Source organism: Spirosoma jeollabukense, from assembly GCF_054777855.1.
In genome coordinates, this window is the sequence record NZ_BAAHAD010000001.1 from 171,259 (window position 1) to 191,946 (window position 20,688).

The window sequence follows — 20,688 nt, forward strand, 5'->3', positions numbered from 1 at the left end:
CGGTTCTCCAGGTAGCTTAGTTGAACCGTGGCACGGTTCCGGGCGAAAGCCCTGGAGGTTCATTGATTTATCGCTTCCTGACGATTTCGTACTCATTTCCTGAGCCCTGGGTGTATTTATCTATACTTTCCTTCTTCCGTAAATGCCGGAGCAGGTTCTCGTAATAAGGCGGAATTTTGTCGGTAGTTGAGGGTTTCACGCCAAACCAGGCACTGGTAAAATAACTTAAAACGCCTACGAGTACAATCAGAATTGCTATGATAACGTAAGTCAACATGCTATTTTGGGTTTATAAGGATCGAACGGAATTACTTTTTTTATAACCGCTGGTCCTGCCCTACTCCTGAGAATGTGAGCCTATGGACCAACGTCACGAACGAAATGCATGTTCACCGCTCACGATCGGCAAAGTAGGCAGGGGTGATAAGAGAGCGCTTAACGAGACCTTAGAATTTACTTGGAACACGAACGTAGTAAACTCGTTTACTCTACAAATCAGCCTGTTCGCTAAAACGGCGCTTTCCCAAAAACGGCTCCTACAGAAACAAAAACCCTTACTTTTCAGAACATTATGAAACTCTTGGTTGTCGAAGATGAGCCCAAAACACTACAGGCAATTCAGCAGGGGCTCGAAGAAAGTCAGTTTGAGGTCGATATTGCCTACGATGGGATGATTGCCAAGCGTCTGGCATTGAAGAATAACTATGCGGCCATTATTACCGACCTGATTTTGCCGGGCCTGAATGGGTATGAACTCTGTCGGCAGTTGCGGGCGGAAGGAATAACTACTCCCATTCTTATGTTGACCGCGCTGGGAGAAACCGAAGACAAGGTTTCGGGCTTCGATGCCGGGGCCGACCAATACCTGACCAAACCGTTTCAGTTTACCGAATTACTGGCTCGGGTCCGATCGCTGACCAAACGCGGGATGCAGGTGTCCATGACGGCCCAGACCTTACGATATGGCGGTGTCGAAATGAACCTGGACACCAAGTCGGTAACGCGCGACGGCCAGCCAATTGAGCTGACAGCCCGCGAGTTTGCGCTGCTGGAATTCCTGATGCGCAACCAGGGCCGGGTGCTGTCCAAACCGTCGATTGCCGAGCACGTCTGGGATCTAAACTTCGATACCGGCACCAACGTAGTGGAAGTTTATATCAACTACCTCCGCAAAAAGATTGACCGGGATTTCCCTAAAAAGCTGATTCACACCCACTTCGGTATGGGGTATATGTTTAAGGAAGAGTGATTGGCGTTGGGCAAGGGGTAAGGGCAGAGGGTAGTTCATGCGCAACTTTACCCCTTGCCCAACGCCCTAAAAGCCTCCGCCCCCTATGTCCTTACCCCTTTGCCCAACGCCCCTCCCCTATGACGATTCGCAAACGCCTGACTTTACGCTTTACAAGCTTGGTATCCAGCATTCTGCTGCTGGCGTTTGTGAGTATTTATGCCTTTTGCTGGTACTTCATTGCGTCTGACTTTTACCGGCGACTCGACCGAAAAGCCAATACAGCGGGGGATATGCTCATCCGCCATCGACTGGATGCGCAGTTGATTCGGCAACTGGGTCGAATCCGGAAAGATCAGCTACCCAACCAGAAAATCATGGTGTTCGACAGCCGGGATTCGATCATTTTTATCACCAATGAAACCCTGCCAGTAACGATACCAAAATCTGTACTGGCTGACATTCGGCAGAAAAAACAAAAGGATTTTCAACAGGGTCGGTATTACCTGTCGGGTGCCCGGTTCATGACGGCATCGGGTCAATATGTGGTGGTGGCCAGTGCCGAAAATACCTATGGCGATGAGTTTTTACGACGGCTCTTATGGGCACTGACGGGGCTATTTTTCCTGATCGCCGGTATTACGGCTTTTTCGGGCTGGTTTTTTGCGGGCGATGCCTTGCAGCCCATGCAGCAGATCGACCAGATCGTCAGTGCGATTTTCCCCCGCAATCGGGATGAGCGGCTGGCTGTCAATAAAGAAGATGACGAAATCAGCCGATTGTCACTTACAATCAACCGATTGCTGGATCGGGTGGCCGAGTCATTTCGGCTACAGCGAATGTTTGTGGGTAACGTATCACATGAGTTAAAAAACCCACTTACCCAGATCAGTTCGCAACTGGAAGTCAGCCTGTTAAATCAGCGGGAGCCGGAGGCTTACCAGCAAACAATACGTTCAGTGCTGGATGATGTCCGTGATCTGGCAGCCCTGACGCACGAATTACTACAACTCTCGCAGGTCAATCAGGAGGATGCCATTGGCTTACTGACCGATACCGTGCGGATGGACGAAATCGTATGGGATATCCGCGACGAGGTCATCGCCATCAATCCTCGGTATCAGGTCAACATAGAGCTCGGTGCCTTGCCCGATGATCCAAACCAGCTAGCCGTTCAGGGTAATAAAACCTTACTGGCGACGGCCTTAAAAAACCTAACGGAAAATGCCTGCAAATTTTCCGATGATGGGCAGGCGCTGGTACTGATAAATTTCAGTAAGGACGTAGTGACTATCCGGATTCAGAACACCGGCCAGTCCATCCCGACAGCCGACCTGCCCTATATTTTTGAACCCTTCTACCGCAGCCGCCAAACCGCCGATGTGCGCGGCTATGGCGTGGGCCTATCGCTCGTGGAGCGCATTATTCGTCTGCATCAGGGGCAGATCAGTGTTACGTCTGCGGCTGGCAAATCGACGGTATTCAGTATCGACCTGCCCCGATAACCATCTTCTCTAAGCAGATTTTAAGGAGTTTATCAGCGGATCTTAAGTCGTGAAGGGCAACTTTGGCTAGCTAAACAACTACCCTGGTACGTAACCGAACGATACGATGACTGCTAACGATCAAATTCATCCCTACACCCCAATCTTTCCGCCAGGGCCAGCCAGCCCAACCTTAACCCGAACTAATTCGAAGCAGCTGTACGACGAAAAACCCCGCAAACCTGACTGGTTACTTTTACTGATCAGCGCGTTAGTCCTGCTGGCGTTGCTCATCGCGTGGGCCGTCGATATACCCAATCTGTTGCCCTGACCGCGCTACGTTAAATCCGTTATTCGACCAGCAGTTTTATTTTCCTGCTTTTCGTTCGGCTTTGCAGCCAGCGTTCAATCCGTCTTTTTTCGCCCGCCGTGTGTCGACGCGAGAAGCGGGCATACACCAGCATGACCGTGTCGGGTTTGTTACTGGTCGCATTCATGACCAGCGACCGGGCGGCCGTGAACGTTTGTACATCGGGCATGAGTATTTTGAGCTCATTCCGCAGATCCGGTACCGGCAATCGCGACGTTTGCGTCAGGTCAATATAGTGACGTAAGGAGTCGATGGTATGATCTTTTCGGGAAATCGTCGCCTGGCTGTATTGAATAACCTGGTCGGCCAGGGTTGTTTTAAGAGCGTTTACGTCAATTTCAGTATCTTTAAAACTGCCCTGTTTCACGACCAGGTTCGCATCGGTCAGACCATAGGCTGGCATTTGGGTCCGCAGAAAATTGATCGAATCCTTGGGTAGCGGCTCGCCCACCAGCGAAAGTTCCAGCGTACTCTGCTGACGATTGAAGCGCGCTACGTAGTTAATGACCTGCCGGTACTGAAAATTACACTCATTGGTTACAAACCGCTTTGCATTCTGTTCAAAAATGGTTTTCCGAACAATCTGATAGCCAAGGTAACTACTCGGCACTACGACAATAAGGACCGCCACCCAGATCGTGTTTCGCACCCGGCGTTCAACCTCTGGTGTAGGGTATTCTTTCTGATGATAATTAAGAAATCGAACAATCAGAAAGGTGGCCAGGCTAATGCAAACGCTGTTGATGAGAAACAGGTAAAATGCCCCGGCAAAATAATACAGGTTGCCCGATGCCAGTCCATAACCCGCTGTACAGATGGGTGGCATTAGCGCCGTAGCAATGGCAACGCCCGGAACAACATTGGTCATTTTATCCCGACGCGAACCGGCCACAATACCGGCCAGACCACCAAAAAAAGCGATAAACGCATCCCAGACGGTGGGCGATGTTCGGGCCAGGAGTTCAGACTGGGCAATGTGGAGCGGACTAATAAAAAAGTAAACTGTAGAGGTCAGCAGACTAATAAAAACGGCAATGCTTAAATTCTTCAGCGCCTGCTGAATCATTGCCAGATCATTTATGCCAATACCGAATCCAATCCCCATTATAGGGCCCATCAGCGGGGAAATCAGCATGGCACCAATTATAACCGCCGTTGAGTTGACGTTCAGACCAATGGACGCAATGAAGATGGCGAAGATGAGTGTCCAGAGATTGATACCCTTGAACTCAATGCCCCGACGTATCGACTCGATCACATCTGCTTCATCCTGTTTATCTTCTTCCAGACTGAACCGCTCGCGCAGGAACTCACCGAAGCGGGTCAATGAGTCTGATTTCTTGGTTTGGGGTGATCTTTGGCCGTCGACAATCATACGTTACAGGTTCAGCTACTGGTTATCTACATAAAACAAACGGCGGTTTTAATCGAAAGTTAATGTAAACTTGCCCAATTCCGCCAATTAATCATGGATCTATTCTCCCTCATTACGCTACTTATCGTTGCTTCAGCGGTGTTTGCTTATCTGAATACCAAGCTGCTTAAACTTCCCGATGCCATTGGCATTATGGTCTGCTCCCTCAGCTTTTCCGTCCTGCTGATTGGCCTGAACTCGATCTACCCGGATCAGTTAGCCGCTGTTCGTCAGACGGTTGCAAAAATTGATTTTAAAAAAGCTCTTTTCGATGTCATGCTAAGCTTCCTGCTTTTCGCAGGCGCTTTCCATACCGACTCGGCTAAACTACGCGTCGAACGCCGATCCGTTATGCTGTTTGCTTTTATTGGTGTGTTACTAAGCACCGCCCTGGTTGGAACAGGACTTTACTTGCTGACCCGGCATCTTGACCTGACGTTATCATTCCCGCTTTGCCTGCTGTTTGGCGCCTTGATTTCACCCACCGACCCAATCGCCGTATTGGGAATTCTGAGCAAATTCAAACTGCCGGATAATGTCAAACTTAATATTGTTGGCGAATCGCTTTTTAACGACGGAGTGGGCGTTGTTATATTTGCCTCGATTTACCGGATTGTCATAAACGGTGCCGACAGCATCAGTGCCGGTGAAATAGCTTTACTATTTCTCGAAGAAGCCGGAGGAGGTGTCGTTTTTGGGATCGTTCTGGGGTATGGCATGTTCTGGCTGCTGCGTTCGATCAATCATTACCAGACCGAAGTAATCATAACGGTAGCGGGTGTTATGGGTGGCTACTTACTGGCGCAGAAACTTCATATTTCCGGGCCGTTGGCGATGGTGGTAGCCGGACTTCTGGTGGGAGGTCATAATAGCCGTCAGGATGCCATGAGCCAGCTTACGGAAGAGTATGTCGACAAATTCTGGGAGTTAGTCGACGGGATTCTGAATGCCTTGCTTTTTGTCCTGATTGGCCTTGAGCTTCTCCTGGTTGACTTTCAAGTTACCCAATGGTCAATATACCTGCTTGTCGTACTACTGGTCTTGCTGTCCAGGTATTTAGCCATTCTAATTCCCTTTACACTGGCTCGTCGCTGGCTCGACCTCGACAAAAATGCACCGGTAATGCTGACCTGGGGCGGGCTACGGGGAGGCCTTTCCATTGCCATGGCTTTGTCCATTGACGGTTCGTTACCGCAGAAAGATTTCATCGTCACCATAACGTATGCGGTCGTGTTGTTCTCCGTAATTGGACAGGGATTAACCATAGAACGGCTTATTCGGCGGTTATACCCACCCGACAAAACGAAGTGAGCGCCAGAATAAACCTGGCCACCTATTTAGTTTCTATTTCTGTTCCTTTGAGTTCACTGACAATCGGTTGTGCCATCGTTTCACGGACAAATCCTTCTTTTAAATGCTCATAAAACGATACGGGGTCAACCAGCGAAGCCGCTCCCTGCGCCATCAGACCACCCAGCAATAATTGAAAAATAGCCGAATGCCGATCGGTCATTTCCAGCACCAGAATGGCCGCTGTAAAGGGCGACCGGACGACACCTGTCAGAAAACTGACCATACTCACCAGAATAACCAGATTCGTGTCGCCAGGCGCTACATGTATCAGTCGGGCAAGGCCATCTCCCAGAATAGCCCCGGCACTTAACGACGTAGCAAAAATACCACCGGCGGCTCCACCGCTGTAACTGAGCGCCATACCGGCAAACCGCACCGGAAAGAGATACCAGGGCGTTAAATGGTCATTTTGAAACAATAGTCGGTTAATGATGGGTTTTCCGGTGCCAACGGCCTCCGTGCCGACCCAGAAAGCGAGTCCGGCCAGCATGAGTCCGCAGGCAGCCACCCAGACCGCTTTTTCCGGCAACGTGCTAAACCGCTGCCGATAGGCATTCAGCCACAATAACGATTTGGCCAGCAACGCGCCCGCCAGACCACAAACCATGGCAACTAATACGACAATACCCAGAAACCAGCCCGTCGACGCGGTAACTTTTGGAAAACCCAGGTACAAATAAGGACCCTGAATGGCCTGAGCGGTCATACCGGCAATGATAACGGCCGTAAAAACCGCCGTTCGAAACCGGGTGATGTGCGTCTGGGTAAGCTCTTCTACCACAAAGACAATGCCCCCCAGCGGTGTATTGAAGGCGGCTGCCAAACCAGCCGCCCCACCCGTAACCAGCGCAATCTGCCGGGATAACTGCGGCCACCCCGCCGGTTGCAGGCGATTTATAGCCCGAAAAATAGCCGCTGAGATCTGGATGGTTGGCCCCTCCCGACCAATAACCCCGCCACCCAATAACAACACGACGCTACTTAGCACTTTGACGATGGCTACCCGAATGCTCAGCAGATATGAGATACGTGCATGCGTGGTCGGATTTGACAGTTCGATACCGGCCATTACTTGCGGGATACCACTCCCACGAGCCGCCGGAGCCAGCTTGGCCACCAGCCACCAGGCAACCAGAAAAGCTATGGGTGTCGTGATAAACGTCAGGTAAGAATGCCTGTGCATCCAGGAAAAACTGAGTTGTTCGGCCCACACAAACAGTTCTTCGTAGCCTACAGCGACCAGACCAGTCAGCAGGGAGGCTACCCAGAAGGGTAAACTCTGGAGGATTACCCGGCGGACACGCTCGGTATAAAGCCGTTTAATAACGTATTGATCAAGCCAGGCCAGGACCTGCGCATATCGGGAAAAGCGGTTGGACATGCAGTCGACTAGTAACAGATTCAAATAGATATAGATAACGTAGCGATTTAGCAGATGATTAGGCGAAAGGCAAAGTCTAAGCAAATTCTAAGGACTCTTTAATGCCTCTATAAACAGGCGATTTCACTTTTGCCTTCATCATAACTGAGCTATCAAACCAATACGTGCATGGAAACAACGGAACGTACCTCCACCACTTTGGCCTGGATACTGGCGACCCTAATTGGCCTGGGTGTTGCGGGCGGGCTTTACTGGAACAACAATCGAACGTTGACCACCCGTTTCGATCAGGCAGAGCAACGGGCCGATTCATTGCTATCCGTCAAACTCCAGCTCGAAGGTGATATTCGCGACCTGAATAGTCAGCTTGAAACGGCTGCTGCGGATAAGGCTTATCTGGACAAACGTTTAGAAAGCGTACATGATCAATTGAATGAACGAAACCGGGCTGTCAACACGCTACGTCAGCATAATGCCGGTCAGATACGTACCATCCAAGAGTTAAACCAGCATCTGAACCGGTTATCGATTGCCCGCGATAGTCTGGAGAATCAGATAGTGGCAATGCGCGATAAAATAAAGTGGCAAAGCCAGTCGAGCGAACAATTGAGGCAGCAGCAACACGACCTTCAACAGCGATTGAGCACGCTGGATGCCCAGGTATTGACCCTGGTGCCGCGTTCAGCTATCACCGGCGACGCGTTTCTGGTGGAAGTGAGCAAGCCGAACAAAAAAGTGACGGCCAAAGCGAAGAAGGCCAATACCCTAACGATTTCACTAAATGTACCACCCGTATTGAAACTGGAAGGCATACAGGAAGTGTACCTGAGCCTGACCGACGAGAAGCAGCAGCCGATGATGCCTGCCCTTCACAGCACTACCGTTACGTTGTCCGACGTAAACAAAGTCATTCCGGTGCATGCCACGCAGGCCGTGAATTTTGCCCGCCCTTCACAGCGCATTTTCTTTACGCTTAGTCCGAAGACCAGTATTAAACCGGGCATTTATCGGGCGGCTGTCTTCACGAAAGATGCGTATCTGGGTTCGGTTGAATTTCACCTTCGGGACAGTTTCTGGTTTTTTTAGGTAGTATTAAGTACTACGTATCGCCCCTAAATCCCCTGAAGGGGACTTTTTCGAGCGTAAGCAAAGTCCCCTTCAGGGGATTTAGGGGCAGACGGATCTGTAGAAAGCCTAACAAGAGTAGCCCTTCAGAGAGTAATACGCAAAAGCTAGTATAACAAAAAACAAACGAATCATATCAACTTTATGGAAACCTTAAATTTCAGGACGAACATCAAAACAAGTGACGATGTCGCGGCTGTTACGTTACCCCTGAATACCATCGAACAGATAGATGGCTGGAACATTAATACCGACGTTACTGACCACCTACTGACCGTCCAAACCACCGATAACCGCATCGCTGATCTGGTGCAAAAAGCGGTCGGGAAAGCAGGGTACTGGGCCGAAATTGTAGACGGCTAGGCCGTAGCTATCACGCGTAATGAGCGTAGTTTTACCCGTCTACCCTTACTGATTCACCAGCTGTGTTTTAACGGATGCCCGGTCGGCGAGGTCTTCACTGGCCGTTTTCAGGATAACGTCACCCGGCTTTAGATCACCAAATACCTGCATCTGACCCGCCGAATCGTCACCTTTCTGGACGGTCACCCGAACGGCTTTGCCCGCTACCACTTTTTGAACAAATGTCTGATCCAGCGTACTGATGACGGCGGATTTTGGCACATATAAGCTCCCCTCACGGGAGGAACTTACGGGTAAACGAACCGAAGCAAACATACCGGGCTTCAACTTACCACCTTTATTCTGAAAATCGATTTCGACCAGTTCCGAGCGGGTTTCGGGTCGCACGCTATTGGCGATGCGGTTGATCCGTCCCGTAAATGTTTGATTCTGAAAGCTACGGACCGAAAACTGGACCGGATTGCCCCGATGAATATCGCCCAGATACGCTTCCGGAACCGCTATGCGCAACCGGAGCCGGTCGAGTTGTTTGATCTTCAGCATGGGTACACCGTTCTGTCCGCCCGGCCCCACAAACGCGCCCGGCGACAATCGACGGTCGGTAATAACCCCTGTGAAGGGAGCCGTTATTTTGAGATAACTCACCAGTTGCTGTACCGAACTGTAATGCGCGTTAGCCGCCACGACACCCAGACTATCCGATATGGCTTTGGTCCGGGCCGTTTCCAAATCGACGGGCGAAATGGCTCCCTGCGTACGGCTGGTCCGCAGCACGCGCAGGAAAATGCCTTTGCTGGCACCATATACAGCTTCGGCGGCTTTCACTTTCGAGTACGCTTCGGTCAGATTGGCCGTCAGTTCGGGGGCTTCCAGCTCGGCCAGGACCTGTCCCTTCTTTACCTGATCCCCAATATCGACGTGCAGCGCTTTGACGTAGCTACTAACGCGTGGGTATAGATCCGTTTCGTAGTAGCTTTCCAGTTCACCCGGCAGATTCAACTCTGATGCGGGCCGGGAAGCCGCCACCCGAATGGCTTCGTACCGGATTTCTTCCTCAACGGGTGCTTCGGCCATCCGGCTTTTTTCGGCGGATGAGTTGCCGCACTGGCTCAACAGGAATCCCATACCAGTGATAAACGCTACGTATAAACCAAGGCGGAGAACAGAATAGAGATGCATGATGTGGGAGTCGTCTGGTTAGTAGGTAAGTGTGGTTTCGGGTGATTCAGCGAGCGCTGCAGGCCGACCATCGTAGACGGTGCTGGTCGGATCATCCGGATCAAGGGAAGGCGAATCGAACGCTGTTTTACGTTGTATGGCCGCAAAAACGACGGGCAGAATCAGTAGTGCCGCAATCGTTGAAAAGAACAGACCGCCAATCACGGCCCGGCCCAGCGGGGCGGTTTGTTCGCCGGATTCACCCAGCCCACTCGCCATCGGAATCATCCCGGCAATCATGGCTAGCGCTGTCATTAAAATAGGTCTCAGCCGGGCCGCACCCGCTACCCGTGCAGCCGCCCGGGCATCGCGATAACGTAGTCGTAAGGATTCGGCATTGGTCACCAGCAACAGCGCATTGGCCACCGACACCCCTACCGACATGATAATGCCCATGTACGATTGAAGATTCAGCGTCTGCCCCGTTATTAAAAGCAGCGTGAGGGAACCCGCCAGCACGGCCGGTATGCTGACCAGTGCCACACTGGCCACTTTGAAGGACTGATAGTTAGCGGCTAGCAGCAGGAAAATCACCACAATGGCCAGCCCCAGTCCGAACTGAAGGCTACTGAGCGTTTCCTGAAGCAGTTGAGCCAATCCCCGTAATTCAACCACCGAGCCTTTGGGTGGTTGTCCGGCAGCCGTTATGGCCGCCTGTACATCCCGCGTGGCCGTACCTAAATCCTGGTTGTTGATGTTGGCCGACACGGTGATGATCCGTCGGGGGCCGATGCGATCATATTGACCCGGCACGGTGGTGGGTGTGATCGTCGCTACGTCACCCAGCGTTGGCCGGAGCTGCCCTTTTACCAGTGGAATGGCCTGAATATCAGCCACCGACTTCATCTGATCCTGCTCTAGCTGAATTTGTACCTGGTAAGCAAACCCTTTCGATTGATCGAGCCATAAATTCTTCGCCGTAAATCGGCTGGATGACGTAGCGGCCACCAGCGATTTGGAAATCTCATCGGTACTCAGCCCCAGTTGAGCAGCCCGTTCACGGTCTACTTTTATTGACACGGTCGGATAGCTCAGTGGTTGGTTGATGCGCAGGTCGCGCAGGTACGGAATCTCGTGCAGCCGGGTCAGGAGTCGATTGGCGTAATGCTGGCCTTCTTTAAGGTCTTTACCTCCCACCAAGACTTCGATGGGCGTTTGTGCCCCCTGGCTCATGATCTTGTCGGTCAAATCGATGGGTTCGAACGACAGACGAACGTTGGGCAATTTATGGTGAACCCGCTGGCGAATCTGTTCTTTCAGCGCGTCCATCGACTCGACCGGATACTCGTCCGAGAGATTGATTTGCAGGACGGCTTCGTGCGGCCCGGAGTTGAAAACGTACAGCGCGCTGGTGCCATAGCTGGAAGGCGTCATCCCCACAAAAGCCGACGAAATGGCAACGTTCCTGGCCCCAACAATATCCTTAATCTGCTGGATAACCCGCTTGGTCAGCTCTTCCGTCCGTTCGATGCGCAAGCCCTGCGGTCCCACGATACGTACCTGAAACTGGTGCGCGTGATTTTGGCGGGGCATCATATCCTGGCCAATCTGCGTGAACCCGATGCCGATCATAAGTGCACAAACGAGCACATAAACGCTAATGACCAGCGTTCGGTGGGCCAGCAGCCTATCCAGCAACCGCAGGTAGCCCAGCTTGAAACGCTCGAAACCGGTTACTTTTTCGGGGTGTTTTTCTTCATACGTCTCCTGTCGGTTTTCGGGCTGATGATTCAGATCGGGCAGGATGCTCAGCTCGTGTGGGCCGGCGTGTTCGTGGCTTTTCAGCCACCAGTTGGCCACTACCGGCACAAAAACCTGCGACAGAACGTAGGAGACAATGATCGAAAAGCCAACCGATAACGAGAGCGGCAGGAACATGCCCCGCGGTACGCCCGTCATCAGAAAAGCCGGGGCAAAAACCGCCAGAATACACAACGTAATAAGGAGCAATGGAAACGACATTTCCTGACAGGCATCCAGAATGGCCCTGGCTTTGGGCTTTCCCATCTCCAGGTGCTGGTGAATGTTCTCAATCACGACCGTTGCCTGATCGACCAGAATGCCGATGGCCAGTGCCAGCCCCGACAGGGTCATGATATTGATGGTTTGCCCGGTCAGGTTGAGCAGTAAAATAGCACTCAGGATTGACACCGGAATGGTCAGAATGACAATCAACGAACTGCGCCAGTCGCCCAGAAACAACAGCACCATCAACCCCGTCAGAATAGCACCCAGGCCACCTTCAACGGCCAGACTATGCACCGCCTGCGTGACGTAGACCGACTGGTCGAACTCGTAAGTAAGCTGCACATCATCGGGCAGCAGGGCTTTCATTTCGGGAAGTTTGGCTTTCAGCGCGCTCACGACGCTCATCGTGGAGGCATCGGCGCTTTTGGTGACCGGAATGTAAACGGATCGTTTCCCGTTAACCAGCGCATAACCTACCGGTATGTCGGTGGCATCTTCCACCGTCGCTACGTCGCGCAAAAACACGGTTGGCCCTACCCCTTTCCGCAAGGGAATGTTCATGAACTCCCCTACTTTGTCGAGAACCGTATTGCTAGGCGTCATGACGGTATAATCGCCTATCTGAACGCTGCCTGCGGGTGAAATCTGGTTATTTTTCACCACCGACTGCACAATTTCGTCGGGAGTCAACTCGTAGCTGCGCATCCGTTCGGGATCGACTTTCACGACCACAGTACGTTCGTTACCTCCGAATGGTGGGGGAGCCGATGCGCCCGGAATCTGGGAAAACAGGGGCCGGATGCGGGTAGAGGCTAAATCCTGCATCTCGCCCAGCGATGCCCGACGGCTGCTGAACACCAACTGCCCCACGGGCAAGCTCGACGCATCGAAGCGCACAACGGTTGGCGGTACGGTACCCGGCGGCAGGTAATTCATGACCCGACTCACCTGATTGGCCACTTCACCCGATACCTGCGCCATGTTCACGTCTTCGTAAAACGTACATTTGACCAAACACAAACCCTGAATATTTTTCACTTCCACCGCTTTGATGCCCGATACGTAGAGCAACTGGTTCTGGTACCGAGTCGCAATAAAGCCTTCCATCTGGGCGGGGGTCATGCCCCCATAGGGCTGGGCAATGTAAATCGTGGGGAGGTTGAGCCGGGGGAAAATATCGACCGGAATCTGAAGCAGCGCCAGCACCGCAAACAAAATAACGCCCGCCAATGCGACGATCACGGTAATGGGCTTGGTTAAGGCAGCTTTGATCATGATCGTTAGCGGGGAAGTTGTTGAAGGAAGAAATCTAAATCACCGGCGGTTGCAGCACGTAGCAGCAGCGCCCGCCAGACACTGTTCGTCACCAGTGCCTGATCGACCTCAGCCCGATTCAGCAGGGCACTCGTTTGAGTCAGCGCCTGAATATTGTCCAGACCCGATTCGTAGCGGGCCTGCGACTGAATATAGGCCTGTTTCGCGGCATCCAGTTGGAGGGGAGCCTGTTCGGCGCGGGCCTGCGCCAGTTGCAGTTGGAGAATGGCGTTTTGACTAGCCGCCTGAATGCCCAGCGCCTGCTGGTCGTAGGCTTGCTGACTGGCATTAATACGTTCTTTTTGGGCCGACAGTGCATATTTTGTCCGCCATAAGTCGGTAGGCCGCCAGATGGCCGTTACGCCGAGAATGTAGTTATAGGACCGTAAGGGTAAGCCAGCACCCAGTGAGGGGTCAATGCGGAACGTACCGTCGGGCTGAGCCTGTTCGCTGATACCCGAGCCACGCCCCTGAAGCGATCCCAGCACTGAAATGGAGGGTAGCGCAGCCGCCTTTAACAAGGTTTCACTAGCCCGGCCCAGTTCAATAGCCTTTTGGAAGACCCGTAATTGTGGGTGAAGGGCCGGATTGCTGCCGGGCGCTAATGGCAGTTGGGGGAGCTGGTTATAAAACGCCATGGAGTCCAGTTGCGCGGTCGGATTTGGCTGACCAATTAATTCGGTTAACCGAAGCACCTGTTGCTGGGCCACCTGCTGACTCTCCAGCACTTGCAGCCGGGCACGGGCCACTTCGGCATTGGCCACGGCACTATCGATACCGGGTCGGAGGCCGCCTTCCGTACTGGCCCGAATGATGCGCTGGAGTTCCTGGGCCCGCTGGAGATTGGCGGTTTGTATGGCCACCGCTTTTTGGGCATTCAGGGCTAACAGATACGCGTCACAAACCCGTACCTGGTGGGTGAACAGTTCACCTTCGTAGTCGGCGTTCGCCTGCTCAACGGCTAAGCGGGCCTGACTCCGCCGGGCCTGTCGGCGGCCAAACGTAATGGCTTCCCAGTCCACGGCCATCGACACCCCGCTGGTCCAGGTAGCCTGGTTATTGAATCCATCGGTCCGCACACCCGAAATCGGCAGCATGAGTCCGCCATTGGACACGTAGGCTCCGCGAACCTGATTGGACGTAGCGTTCAACGTCTGCGCCTGCACACCCGCCTGGGGCAAAAGGGCCAGGTTCAACACTTGCGCATCGGCTTCGGCAGCCCGAATGTTGGCTTGTTTTCCGCGCAGGCCGGGGTAATTGGTTTGGGCCATTTCCAGCGCTTTGGGAAGCGTAAGCGGGTTCGTTGGGCCAGACTGGGTGTCGACCGGTTGCGCCAGACTTGGTTCAATCCAGAAACTGGCCAGGATTGTCAGTAACCAAACATATTGTTTATCTCCGCTGAGCATGAGCCTGTTTCGATGAATAAGGCCAAAGCTACCGGCGGGAGATTAGAGCAAAATTAGAGCCAGATTAGATGTTATTAGAGGGGGATTAAGCCAACGGCAAGGGCAGGATAACTTCCGTAATGGTGCCTCCTCCCGGGCGGGGCCGTAGGTGTAGCTGTCCCTGGTGCAGGGAAATAATGCGATGGGCCAGGGTTAACCCAATCCCGAAACCATCGATGGCCTGTACGTTAGACCCGCGGACCAACGGCAGCAACACGCGCTCTTCCTCACCCGGTGCCAGACCGATGCCCCGGTCTTCAATGCGGATGCGGGCCCGCTCTTCAGTGTCCATTTCCAGACACAGCGTGACGGGCTGCCCATCGGAGTATTTGGCCGCATTGTCCAACAGATTCAGCAGGGCTGTTTTCAGCAGATACGCATTACCCCAAACCGTAACGGGCATTGGCTGTTCGAGGATACCATCGCTGAGCTGAACGGACAAGGCTTGCCCGACGCGCTGCTTGCCCAGTGTATCAGCCGCATCGAGCACAATGTCGACCAGTTCGAGAGGCTGGCGGTCAAGCTGGGCGTCAACGCCGTCAATGCGGGCCAGTTGTAACAGGCCATTGGACAAGGCCGTGAGTTTATCCAGTTCGGTAACTGCCTGCGCCATGCCACGTTTGAGACTATCAGCGTCACCATCATACAAAATGGACGTTTCCAGCCAGCCTTTAATTGTCGTTAGGGGTGTACGCAGTTCGTGCGAAGCCTGGGCAATGAAGGACCGTTGATTCTCCACCAGCCGCTCCTGCCGGGAGAGCAAATTATTGAAAGCCTGTGCCAGTACGCCCACTTCGTCCTGCGGATTGTCGGCCCGGAGCCGGAAGGGCAACGTACTGGCTGCGGGGGTATTGATCTGGTCGATCAGGTTGTTGAGTGGTTTGAGCGCCTGCCGGGAAAAGGCGTACCCCAGCAAAATAACCAGGCCGATGGCGACCACATTACCACCGATAAACAGATCGCGCAGATCCTTCTGGCGCTGATAGCCATCCTGATCATAAGCAGTAGCGATGGCTACGTATTCCCGGCCATCGGGGTCGGGCGAGACGCCCGCATAGGTCAGCGCCACGCCATCTTTAGGGTAGGTATGGCCAGGGCTTTCGTAACTAAACCGAACCAGTCGCTCCCGCCGAACGCGTTGTCGGAAGGCAGGTTGAGCCACAAAATCGTTGGCTGGCTGACTGGTGTAAATCAAACTGTCGGTGGGGGAATAGACAAACTCAACCTGCTCGGGCATGGACGTAATGACGCTGCCCGCCACCGCTCCTTTGAGCGTCAGCAGTTGCTCGGTTACGCGGGCTTTGCGCGCCAGCCGGTCTTCAATGGATCGCTGCCGGAAATTGGCATAAGTACTATACACATAGACCGAAAAAATAAGCAGAATACTCGCCACCAGTGACGAGAACCAGAGAATGAGCTTGTGTTTGATCTGCATAGCTAGCCGCGTAAAACATAGCCCATGCCTACAATGGTATGCAACAGCTTCGGGCTGAACTCTTTATCGATCTTCTTGCGCAGGTAATTGATATAGACCTCGATCACGTTGGTGTTTGTATCAAAATGCAGGTCCCACACTTTTTCGGCAATGTCGACCCGACTCACGGTTCGCCCCTGATTGACCATCAGGTATTCCAGTAAGGCGTATTCGCGGGCCGTCAGGTCGATGCGCTGACCAGCACGGGTAACCGAATGCCCTTCGGTATCGAGCACCAGATCAGCCACCCGAAGTATTGTTTTCATACCCGTAAAGTCACTGTTTCGCCGGGCCAGTGCTTTGATCCGTAGCATCAGCTCACGAAACTCAAAGGGTTTCACCAGGTAGTCGTCGGCACCCGCCCCAAATCCATTTTCTTTATCGGGCAGACTATCCAGCGCCGTCAGTAGCATGACCGATTGGCGGGGAGCCTCCCGTTTAATATGTCGACATAGCTCAAAGCCGTTGATATGCGGCAAATTAACGTCCAGCACAATGACATCGTACGTATTGTTATCGGCCAGACTTCTGCCCACCAGGCCGTCGTAGGCCAGATCAATTTCGTACCCTTCACTCTCCACGCCTTTGCGAATGAAAGACGCCAGACTAACTTCATCTTCAACGAGTAATATCTTCATCAGTAAGTATCAATAAATTACGTGGTCTTTTGTGGCCTTTGCAAAAGCTCGTTTCTGTCCTGACAAAGTAAGTTTATTTTGATAACTCTGATAAGCTGGAGAGGTTACCCTTTGGCTGTATCGATATGATCTTATGGCATTTTATCTAAAAGGTATTTACACCAACTCATAATGGACTAAAATAGCTATTTAATAAGCAGAAAGTCAGAAACTTAAATACAAGAATACGGGAAAATTCTCCTTGTCTGGCTGGTGAATGAAAGTCGATATTTACAGCCTCATATGTTTACTTCCAGCCATTGAAGTTCGACTAAACAAATGAGACATTTTTACCAATTCACCCTTTAACCGACCAAAACAATGGGCGATATTATTTTGTACTGGAATGCCGTAGCTCTAGAGGCAAACCGTATAAGCCACACCAACCGAAAAATGGAGCAAACCGGTCCTACTCTAAGCTCGCGAGCACTGGCGATTGTCCATATTGCTATGCACGATTCGTTTGTAGCTACAACTCCTGGCCTGGACTTTACATCGTACATACCCCTTACCCACGCGGTACCGGTTGGAGCAACGGCCCGGGCAACCGTATCGGCAGCAGCTCATACAACGCTCTGGACGCTGTATCCGAGTCAGCGCACCCTGTTCGATACCAGCCTGGCCGAAGCTGGGGATGTATTGAATCCAGGCCATGAGCTTGGGCTTATGATAGCAAAGGACATCTTAATGCTGCGGGCTGGCGATCCTGGGGCTAAAGATGATGGCTATCTGCCATCGCTTGCCCGGGGAAAGCACAAAGTAGACCCCGATAATCCAAATCAGGGATTTTATTCCCCTTTCTATGGCGCTCAGTCGGGTGGGTTTGCCATTACAGATCGGCATACCCTAATGCCCCCTCCATTTGAGAGTCCGTCTTATGTTAAGGCGCTGCGGCAGGTGCGGGAGAAAGGCATTGCTACTAGTTTACTCGGTACAATACCTAACCGCACTCATTCCCGCACCAACGACGAAACGGTTATGGGTCTATTCTGGGCTTATGACGGTGCTGTTGGTCTGGGAACTCCTCCTCGATTCTATAACCAGATTATCCGTACACTTGCCATTGCCCGTAATAACACAGAAGCCCAGAATGCCCGTTTGTTTACACTAGCCAACGTAGCGATGGGTGACGCCGGTATTTTGGCCTGGGACGAAAAATATAAGCATAATTTCTGGCGGCCAGTAGTCGGCATTCGTGAGCATGACCAGTCGATGGGGATGGCAGCTACCGCTGACAATAATCTTAACAACGACTGCGACTGTAGCTGGCTTCCTTTGGGTGGCCCGGCAACGAACGCCATTAACCCACAGTATGATACGCCCGTTTCATCTGACTCCAGTACGTACCAGCGTAGCCAGATCGTACGGGAACGTCCAAAGAACTTTACGCCTAATTTCCCAGCTTATCCGTCCGGGCATGCAACCTTCGGGGCAGCCGCGCTGCACATAACCCGATTATTTTATGGCAAGCTGAGCGTCCCGGCCGGGAGCACGAATCCTATGCTAGGCAACCGGGCAAACGACCACTTTTTCGATGGGCTGTCAATAGTGTCTGAAGAGATGAATGGGGTTAATCAGGACAATCAGGGAACAGTACGCCCACGCCATGTCCGCAATTTTCCCGGTGGCCTATGGCGCATGATCGTAGAAAATGGATTCAGCCGCGTTTTTTTAGGTGTTCACTGGTTATTCGATGCGTTTGCAGTAGATAGTAATGATGAAATGGATTTAACGCAAAATATTGGGGGAGTACCGCTAGGTCTTAAAATTGCCGAAGATATTTTTCAAAGCGGCATGCATAAGTCTCCACCGCTGGCCGGACCGCGCATACCGCCTGCCGTGGCTACTATTAACCACCACTAACAAGCTGGCTCAACAAGCAGACCAACGCAGGCCGAGCCTGTAGTTATTGGCTCTGCTATCGTAAAAAACGGCAACTTCGCTATCCGGTGGCAGTTGCCGTTTTTGTTTGAATACGTCTCTAAGCGAATTCTAAGCAATCCTTAAGCCCCTTCTTAGACCTGTGCTGTAGTTTGCGTAGGCTTCTTCAGACGACTTGAGTCGCCGTGTTGAAGCCACTAAACCTAAGCACAGCATGAACACGCAACTCAAAGTATTACTTCTCTCGGGGCTGGCGGGCACTACGTTGGCACAAACCCCAGCACCCGATGCCAATACCCTGATGAACCTTGGTCGTTTCGACGAAGCCAAAACGCTTCTGATCCGGAACGCTCAGCAACATCCATCTGCACAAACGAATTTCGACGCTGGCTATGGCTACCTGCGGGCTGGCCAGCCCGATTCAGCCCGTATCTGGTTCGAGAAAGGCATTCCGATGGACGAAAAACGGGTCCCATTGAACCAGACTGGGGCTGCCATTACGTATCTCGTCAAAAACGACATGACCAATGCCGATCCTAAACTGGCGGAGGTTGTTGATAAGAGTAAAGGCAAAAATGCGGAGATCCTCTTTCGGATCGGCGAAGCGTATACGGGTTATCTGACGCCAGGAAACGGCTCGATTAAGCCGATTTATCCTAAAGCCGTCAATGCCGCCAAAGCCATTGATTACCTGAATCGGGCCGTTGATCGAGACAAGAAAAATCCGGCAATCCAACTGGCCCTGGGCGATGCGTATTACCTGAATAAAGATGCCGGAACGGCGGTTTCCCGTTATGAAAGTGCTGTTGAACTGGGCATGAATCCGTCGCGGGTTTATCAGCGGATTGGCGATATCTACTGGCAGGGCCGCAACCTGAATCTGGCGGTAGAGAATTATAAAAAAGCTATTGAAGCCAACGCTACGTATGCCCCGGCTTATAACCAACTAGCCGAGTTATATTTTCTGGTGAACCGCTACAAAGAAGCAGCCAGCTACATCGACCAGTATGTGAACGTATCGAAAGATAAACGACAGGAAACGCTGCTCCGTCAGGCTCAGTTTCACTTCCTGGCGAAAGACTACCAGCGGGCCGTAAATTTGATCGATAGCAACCGTACCATCCTGGCGCAAAACCCCATCGTATACCGGATTGAAGGCTGGTCGTATTCATCGCTGAAACAGCCGCAGAAAGCCATCCAGAATCTGACTACGTTCCTGGAAAAAGCGCCCGAAAAGGTCATGCCCGACGATTACAAATACCTGGGCACTGCGTATTTAGGCATCGAAAATCCCGGCAGCGATTCGTTAAAAGCCATCAACGACTCATTAGGCATTCTGAATCTCGCCAAAGCGGCTCCCTTCGATACGACGGAGAATCTGTACAGCGACATCGCCAAATATTACTACCGGGCCAAGAAACACCCCGAAGCCGTAGCCGCACTCGATTCGGCCGCGAAACATGGGTTCAAGGCCGACGTGCAGGACTTGTTCCGGTACGGCATGAGTAACTATACACTTGGTTTCCAACGCGATAGTCTTGGTAAACTGGTGCGGGATACCACTCGCTTTGCCAAGGCCGATTCTGCCTTGGCGTTGGCGCAAAAAGCCTCACCCGATTATGCCCCGACGGTTCTTTACCGGGCCAAGGCAAACTACTACGCCTACACGCCCGAAGAAGCCGTCCGCAACGGAAAAGCGAAGCCGTATTTCGAGCAGTTCATCAACATGACCGCCGATAAGGAGGACGAACGGAAGCGCTATAAAAAAGACCTGGTGCTGGCATTCAAGTACTTGATTTCGTACAATGAGCTGGTCACGAAAGATGAAAACGCCCGCAACGAATGGCTGAAAAAGGGATTGTCGTTTTTCCCCGAGAACAAGGACTTAGCCAAAATTGCCGCTCCCGAAACGGAAGCGACTGATCAGTAATTATTTTTTTCGTAGTTGATATGTAACCTTACCGCTACCGGGGCGCTGATTCCGGGTAGCGGT

The 20,688-nt window shown here is 52.2% G+C and carries 16 protein-coding genes; 8 read left to right on the plus strand and 8 right to left on the minus strand.

Features of this window, described 5'->3' with window-relative positions; all coding sequences use genetic code 11:
• Positions 1-67: 67 nt before the first annotated feature.
• Entirely contained in the window at positions 68-277 is a 210-nt protein-coding gene (locus tag ACYVEA_RS00655) for a hypothetical protein (RefSeq protein ID WP_461111363.1), read from the minus strand.
• 294 nt (positions 278-571) lie between these two features.
• Between ACYVEA_RS00655 and ACYVEA_RS00660 the strand changes: the two genes are divergently transcribed.
• From ACYVEA_RS00660 to ACYVEA_RS00670, 3 genes are all read left to right on the plus strand, one after another.
• Entirely contained in the window at positions 572-1,249 is a 678-nt protein-coding gene (locus tag ACYVEA_RS00660) for a response regulator transcription factor (RefSeq protein WP_461111364.1), read from the plus strand.
• Positions 1,250-1,368: 119 nt separating this feature from the next.
• The gene (locus ACYVEA_RS00665; RefSeq protein WP_461111365.1) at positions 1,369-2,733 is read left to right on the plus strand and encodes a sensor histidine kinase; all 1,365 of its coding nucleotides are present in this window, start codon (positions 1,369-1,371) and stop codon (positions 2,731-2,733) included.
• Positions 2,734-2,839: 106 nt separating this feature from the next.
• Positions 2,840-3,043, plus strand: a complete 204-nt coding sequence (locus ACYVEA_RS00670; protein ID WP_461111366.1) for a hypothetical protein — start codon at positions 2,840-2,842, stop codon at positions 3,041-3,043.
• A gap of 19 nt (positions 3,044-3,062) precedes the next feature.
• Here ACYVEA_RS00670 and ACYVEA_RS00675 read toward each other — a convergent pair whose 3' ends face one another.
• Complete coding sequence (locus ACYVEA_RS00675) at positions 3,063-4,457, minus strand: DUF389 domain-containing protein (protein ID WP_461111367.1); 1,395 nt, start codon at positions 4,455-4,457, stop codon at positions 3,063-3,065.
• A 93-nt stretch (positions 4,458-4,550) separates the two neighbouring features.
• Between ACYVEA_RS00675 and ACYVEA_RS00680 the strand changes: the two genes are divergently transcribed.
• A complete protein-coding gene (locus tag ACYVEA_RS00680; protein ID WP_461111368.1) occupies positions 4,551-5,807 on the plus strand; it encodes a cation:proton antiporter in 1,257 nt (418 codons plus the stop codon).
• A gap of 22 nt (positions 5,808-5,829) precedes the next feature.
• Here ACYVEA_RS00680 and ACYVEA_RS00685 read toward each other — a convergent pair whose 3' ends face one another.
• Positions 5,830-7,230 (minus strand): chloride channel protein, encoded by a 1,401-nt coding sequence (locus tag ACYVEA_RS00685; RefSeq protein WP_461111369.1) that lies wholly within the window; start codon positions 7,228-7,230, stop codon positions 5,830-5,832.
• 168 nt (positions 7,231-7,398) lie between these two features.
• Between ACYVEA_RS00685 and ACYVEA_RS00690 the strand changes: the two genes are divergently transcribed.
• Entirely contained in the window at positions 7,399-8,316 is a 918-nt protein-coding gene (locus ACYVEA_RS00690) for a hypothetical protein (protein ID WP_461111370.1), read from the plus strand.
• Between the two features lie 183 nt (positions 8,317-8,499).
• On the plus strand, positions 8,500-8,718 hold the full coding sequence (locus tag ACYVEA_RS00695; RefSeq protein WP_461111371.1) for a copper chaperone: 219 nt from the start codon (positions 8,500-8,502) through the stop codon (positions 8,716-8,718).
• Positions 8,719-8,763: 45 nt separating this feature from the next.
• Here the strand turns inward: ACYVEA_RS00695 and ACYVEA_RS00700 are convergent, their stop codons facing one another.
• The 5 genes from ACYVEA_RS00700 to ACYVEA_RS00720 form a co-directional block, all read right to left on the minus strand.
• The gene (locus ACYVEA_RS00700; protein WP_461111372.1) at positions 8,764-9,897 is read right to left on the minus strand and encodes an efflux RND transporter periplasmic adaptor subunit; all 1,134 of its coding nucleotides are present in this window, start codon (positions 9,895-9,897) and stop codon (positions 8,764-8,766) included.
• Positions 9,898-9,915: 18 nt separating this feature from the next.
• Entirely contained in the window at positions 9,916-13,179 is a 3,264-nt protein-coding gene (locus ACYVEA_RS00705; protein ID WP_461111373.1) for an efflux RND transporter permease subunit, read from the minus strand.
• Positions 13,180-13,184: 5 nt separating this feature from the next.
• Entirely contained in the window at positions 13,185-14,624 is a 1,440-nt protein-coding gene (locus tag ACYVEA_RS00710; protein WP_461111374.1) for a TolC family protein, read from the minus strand.
• 85 nt (positions 14,625-14,709) lie between these two features.
• Positions 14,710-16,098, minus strand: coding sequence for a HAMP domain-containing sensor histidine kinase (locus ACYVEA_RS00715; RefSeq protein ID WP_461111375.1), 1,389 nt, complete (start codon positions 16,096-16,098; stop codon positions 14,710-14,712).
• A gap of 2 nt (positions 16,099-16,100) precedes the next feature.
• Positions 16,101-16,775: a response regulator transcription factor gene (locus tag ACYVEA_RS00720; protein ID WP_461111376.1), complete on the minus strand. Its 675-nt coding sequence runs from the start codon at positions 16,773-16,775 to the stop codon at positions 16,101-16,103.
• A 360-nt stretch (positions 16,776-17,135) separates the two neighbouring features.
• On the opposite strand from ACYVEA_RS00720, the gene ACYVEA_RS00725 reads away from it, so the two are divergent.
• Together ACYVEA_RS00725 and ACYVEA_RS00730 are read left to right on the plus strand one after the other, a co-directional pair.
• Positions 17,136-18,677, plus strand: coding sequence for a vanadium-dependent haloperoxidase (locus ACYVEA_RS00725; protein WP_461111377.1), 1,542 nt, complete (start codon positions 17,136-17,138; stop codon positions 18,675-18,677).
• A 232-nt stretch (positions 18,678-18,909) separates the two neighbouring features.
• Positions 18,910-20,625: a tetratricopeptide repeat protein gene (locus tag ACYVEA_RS00730; RefSeq protein ID WP_461111378.1), complete on the plus strand. Its 1,716-nt coding sequence runs from the start codon at positions 18,910-18,912 to the stop codon at positions 20,623-20,625.
• The last annotated feature ends 63 nt before the right edge of the window (positions 20,626-20,688 follow it).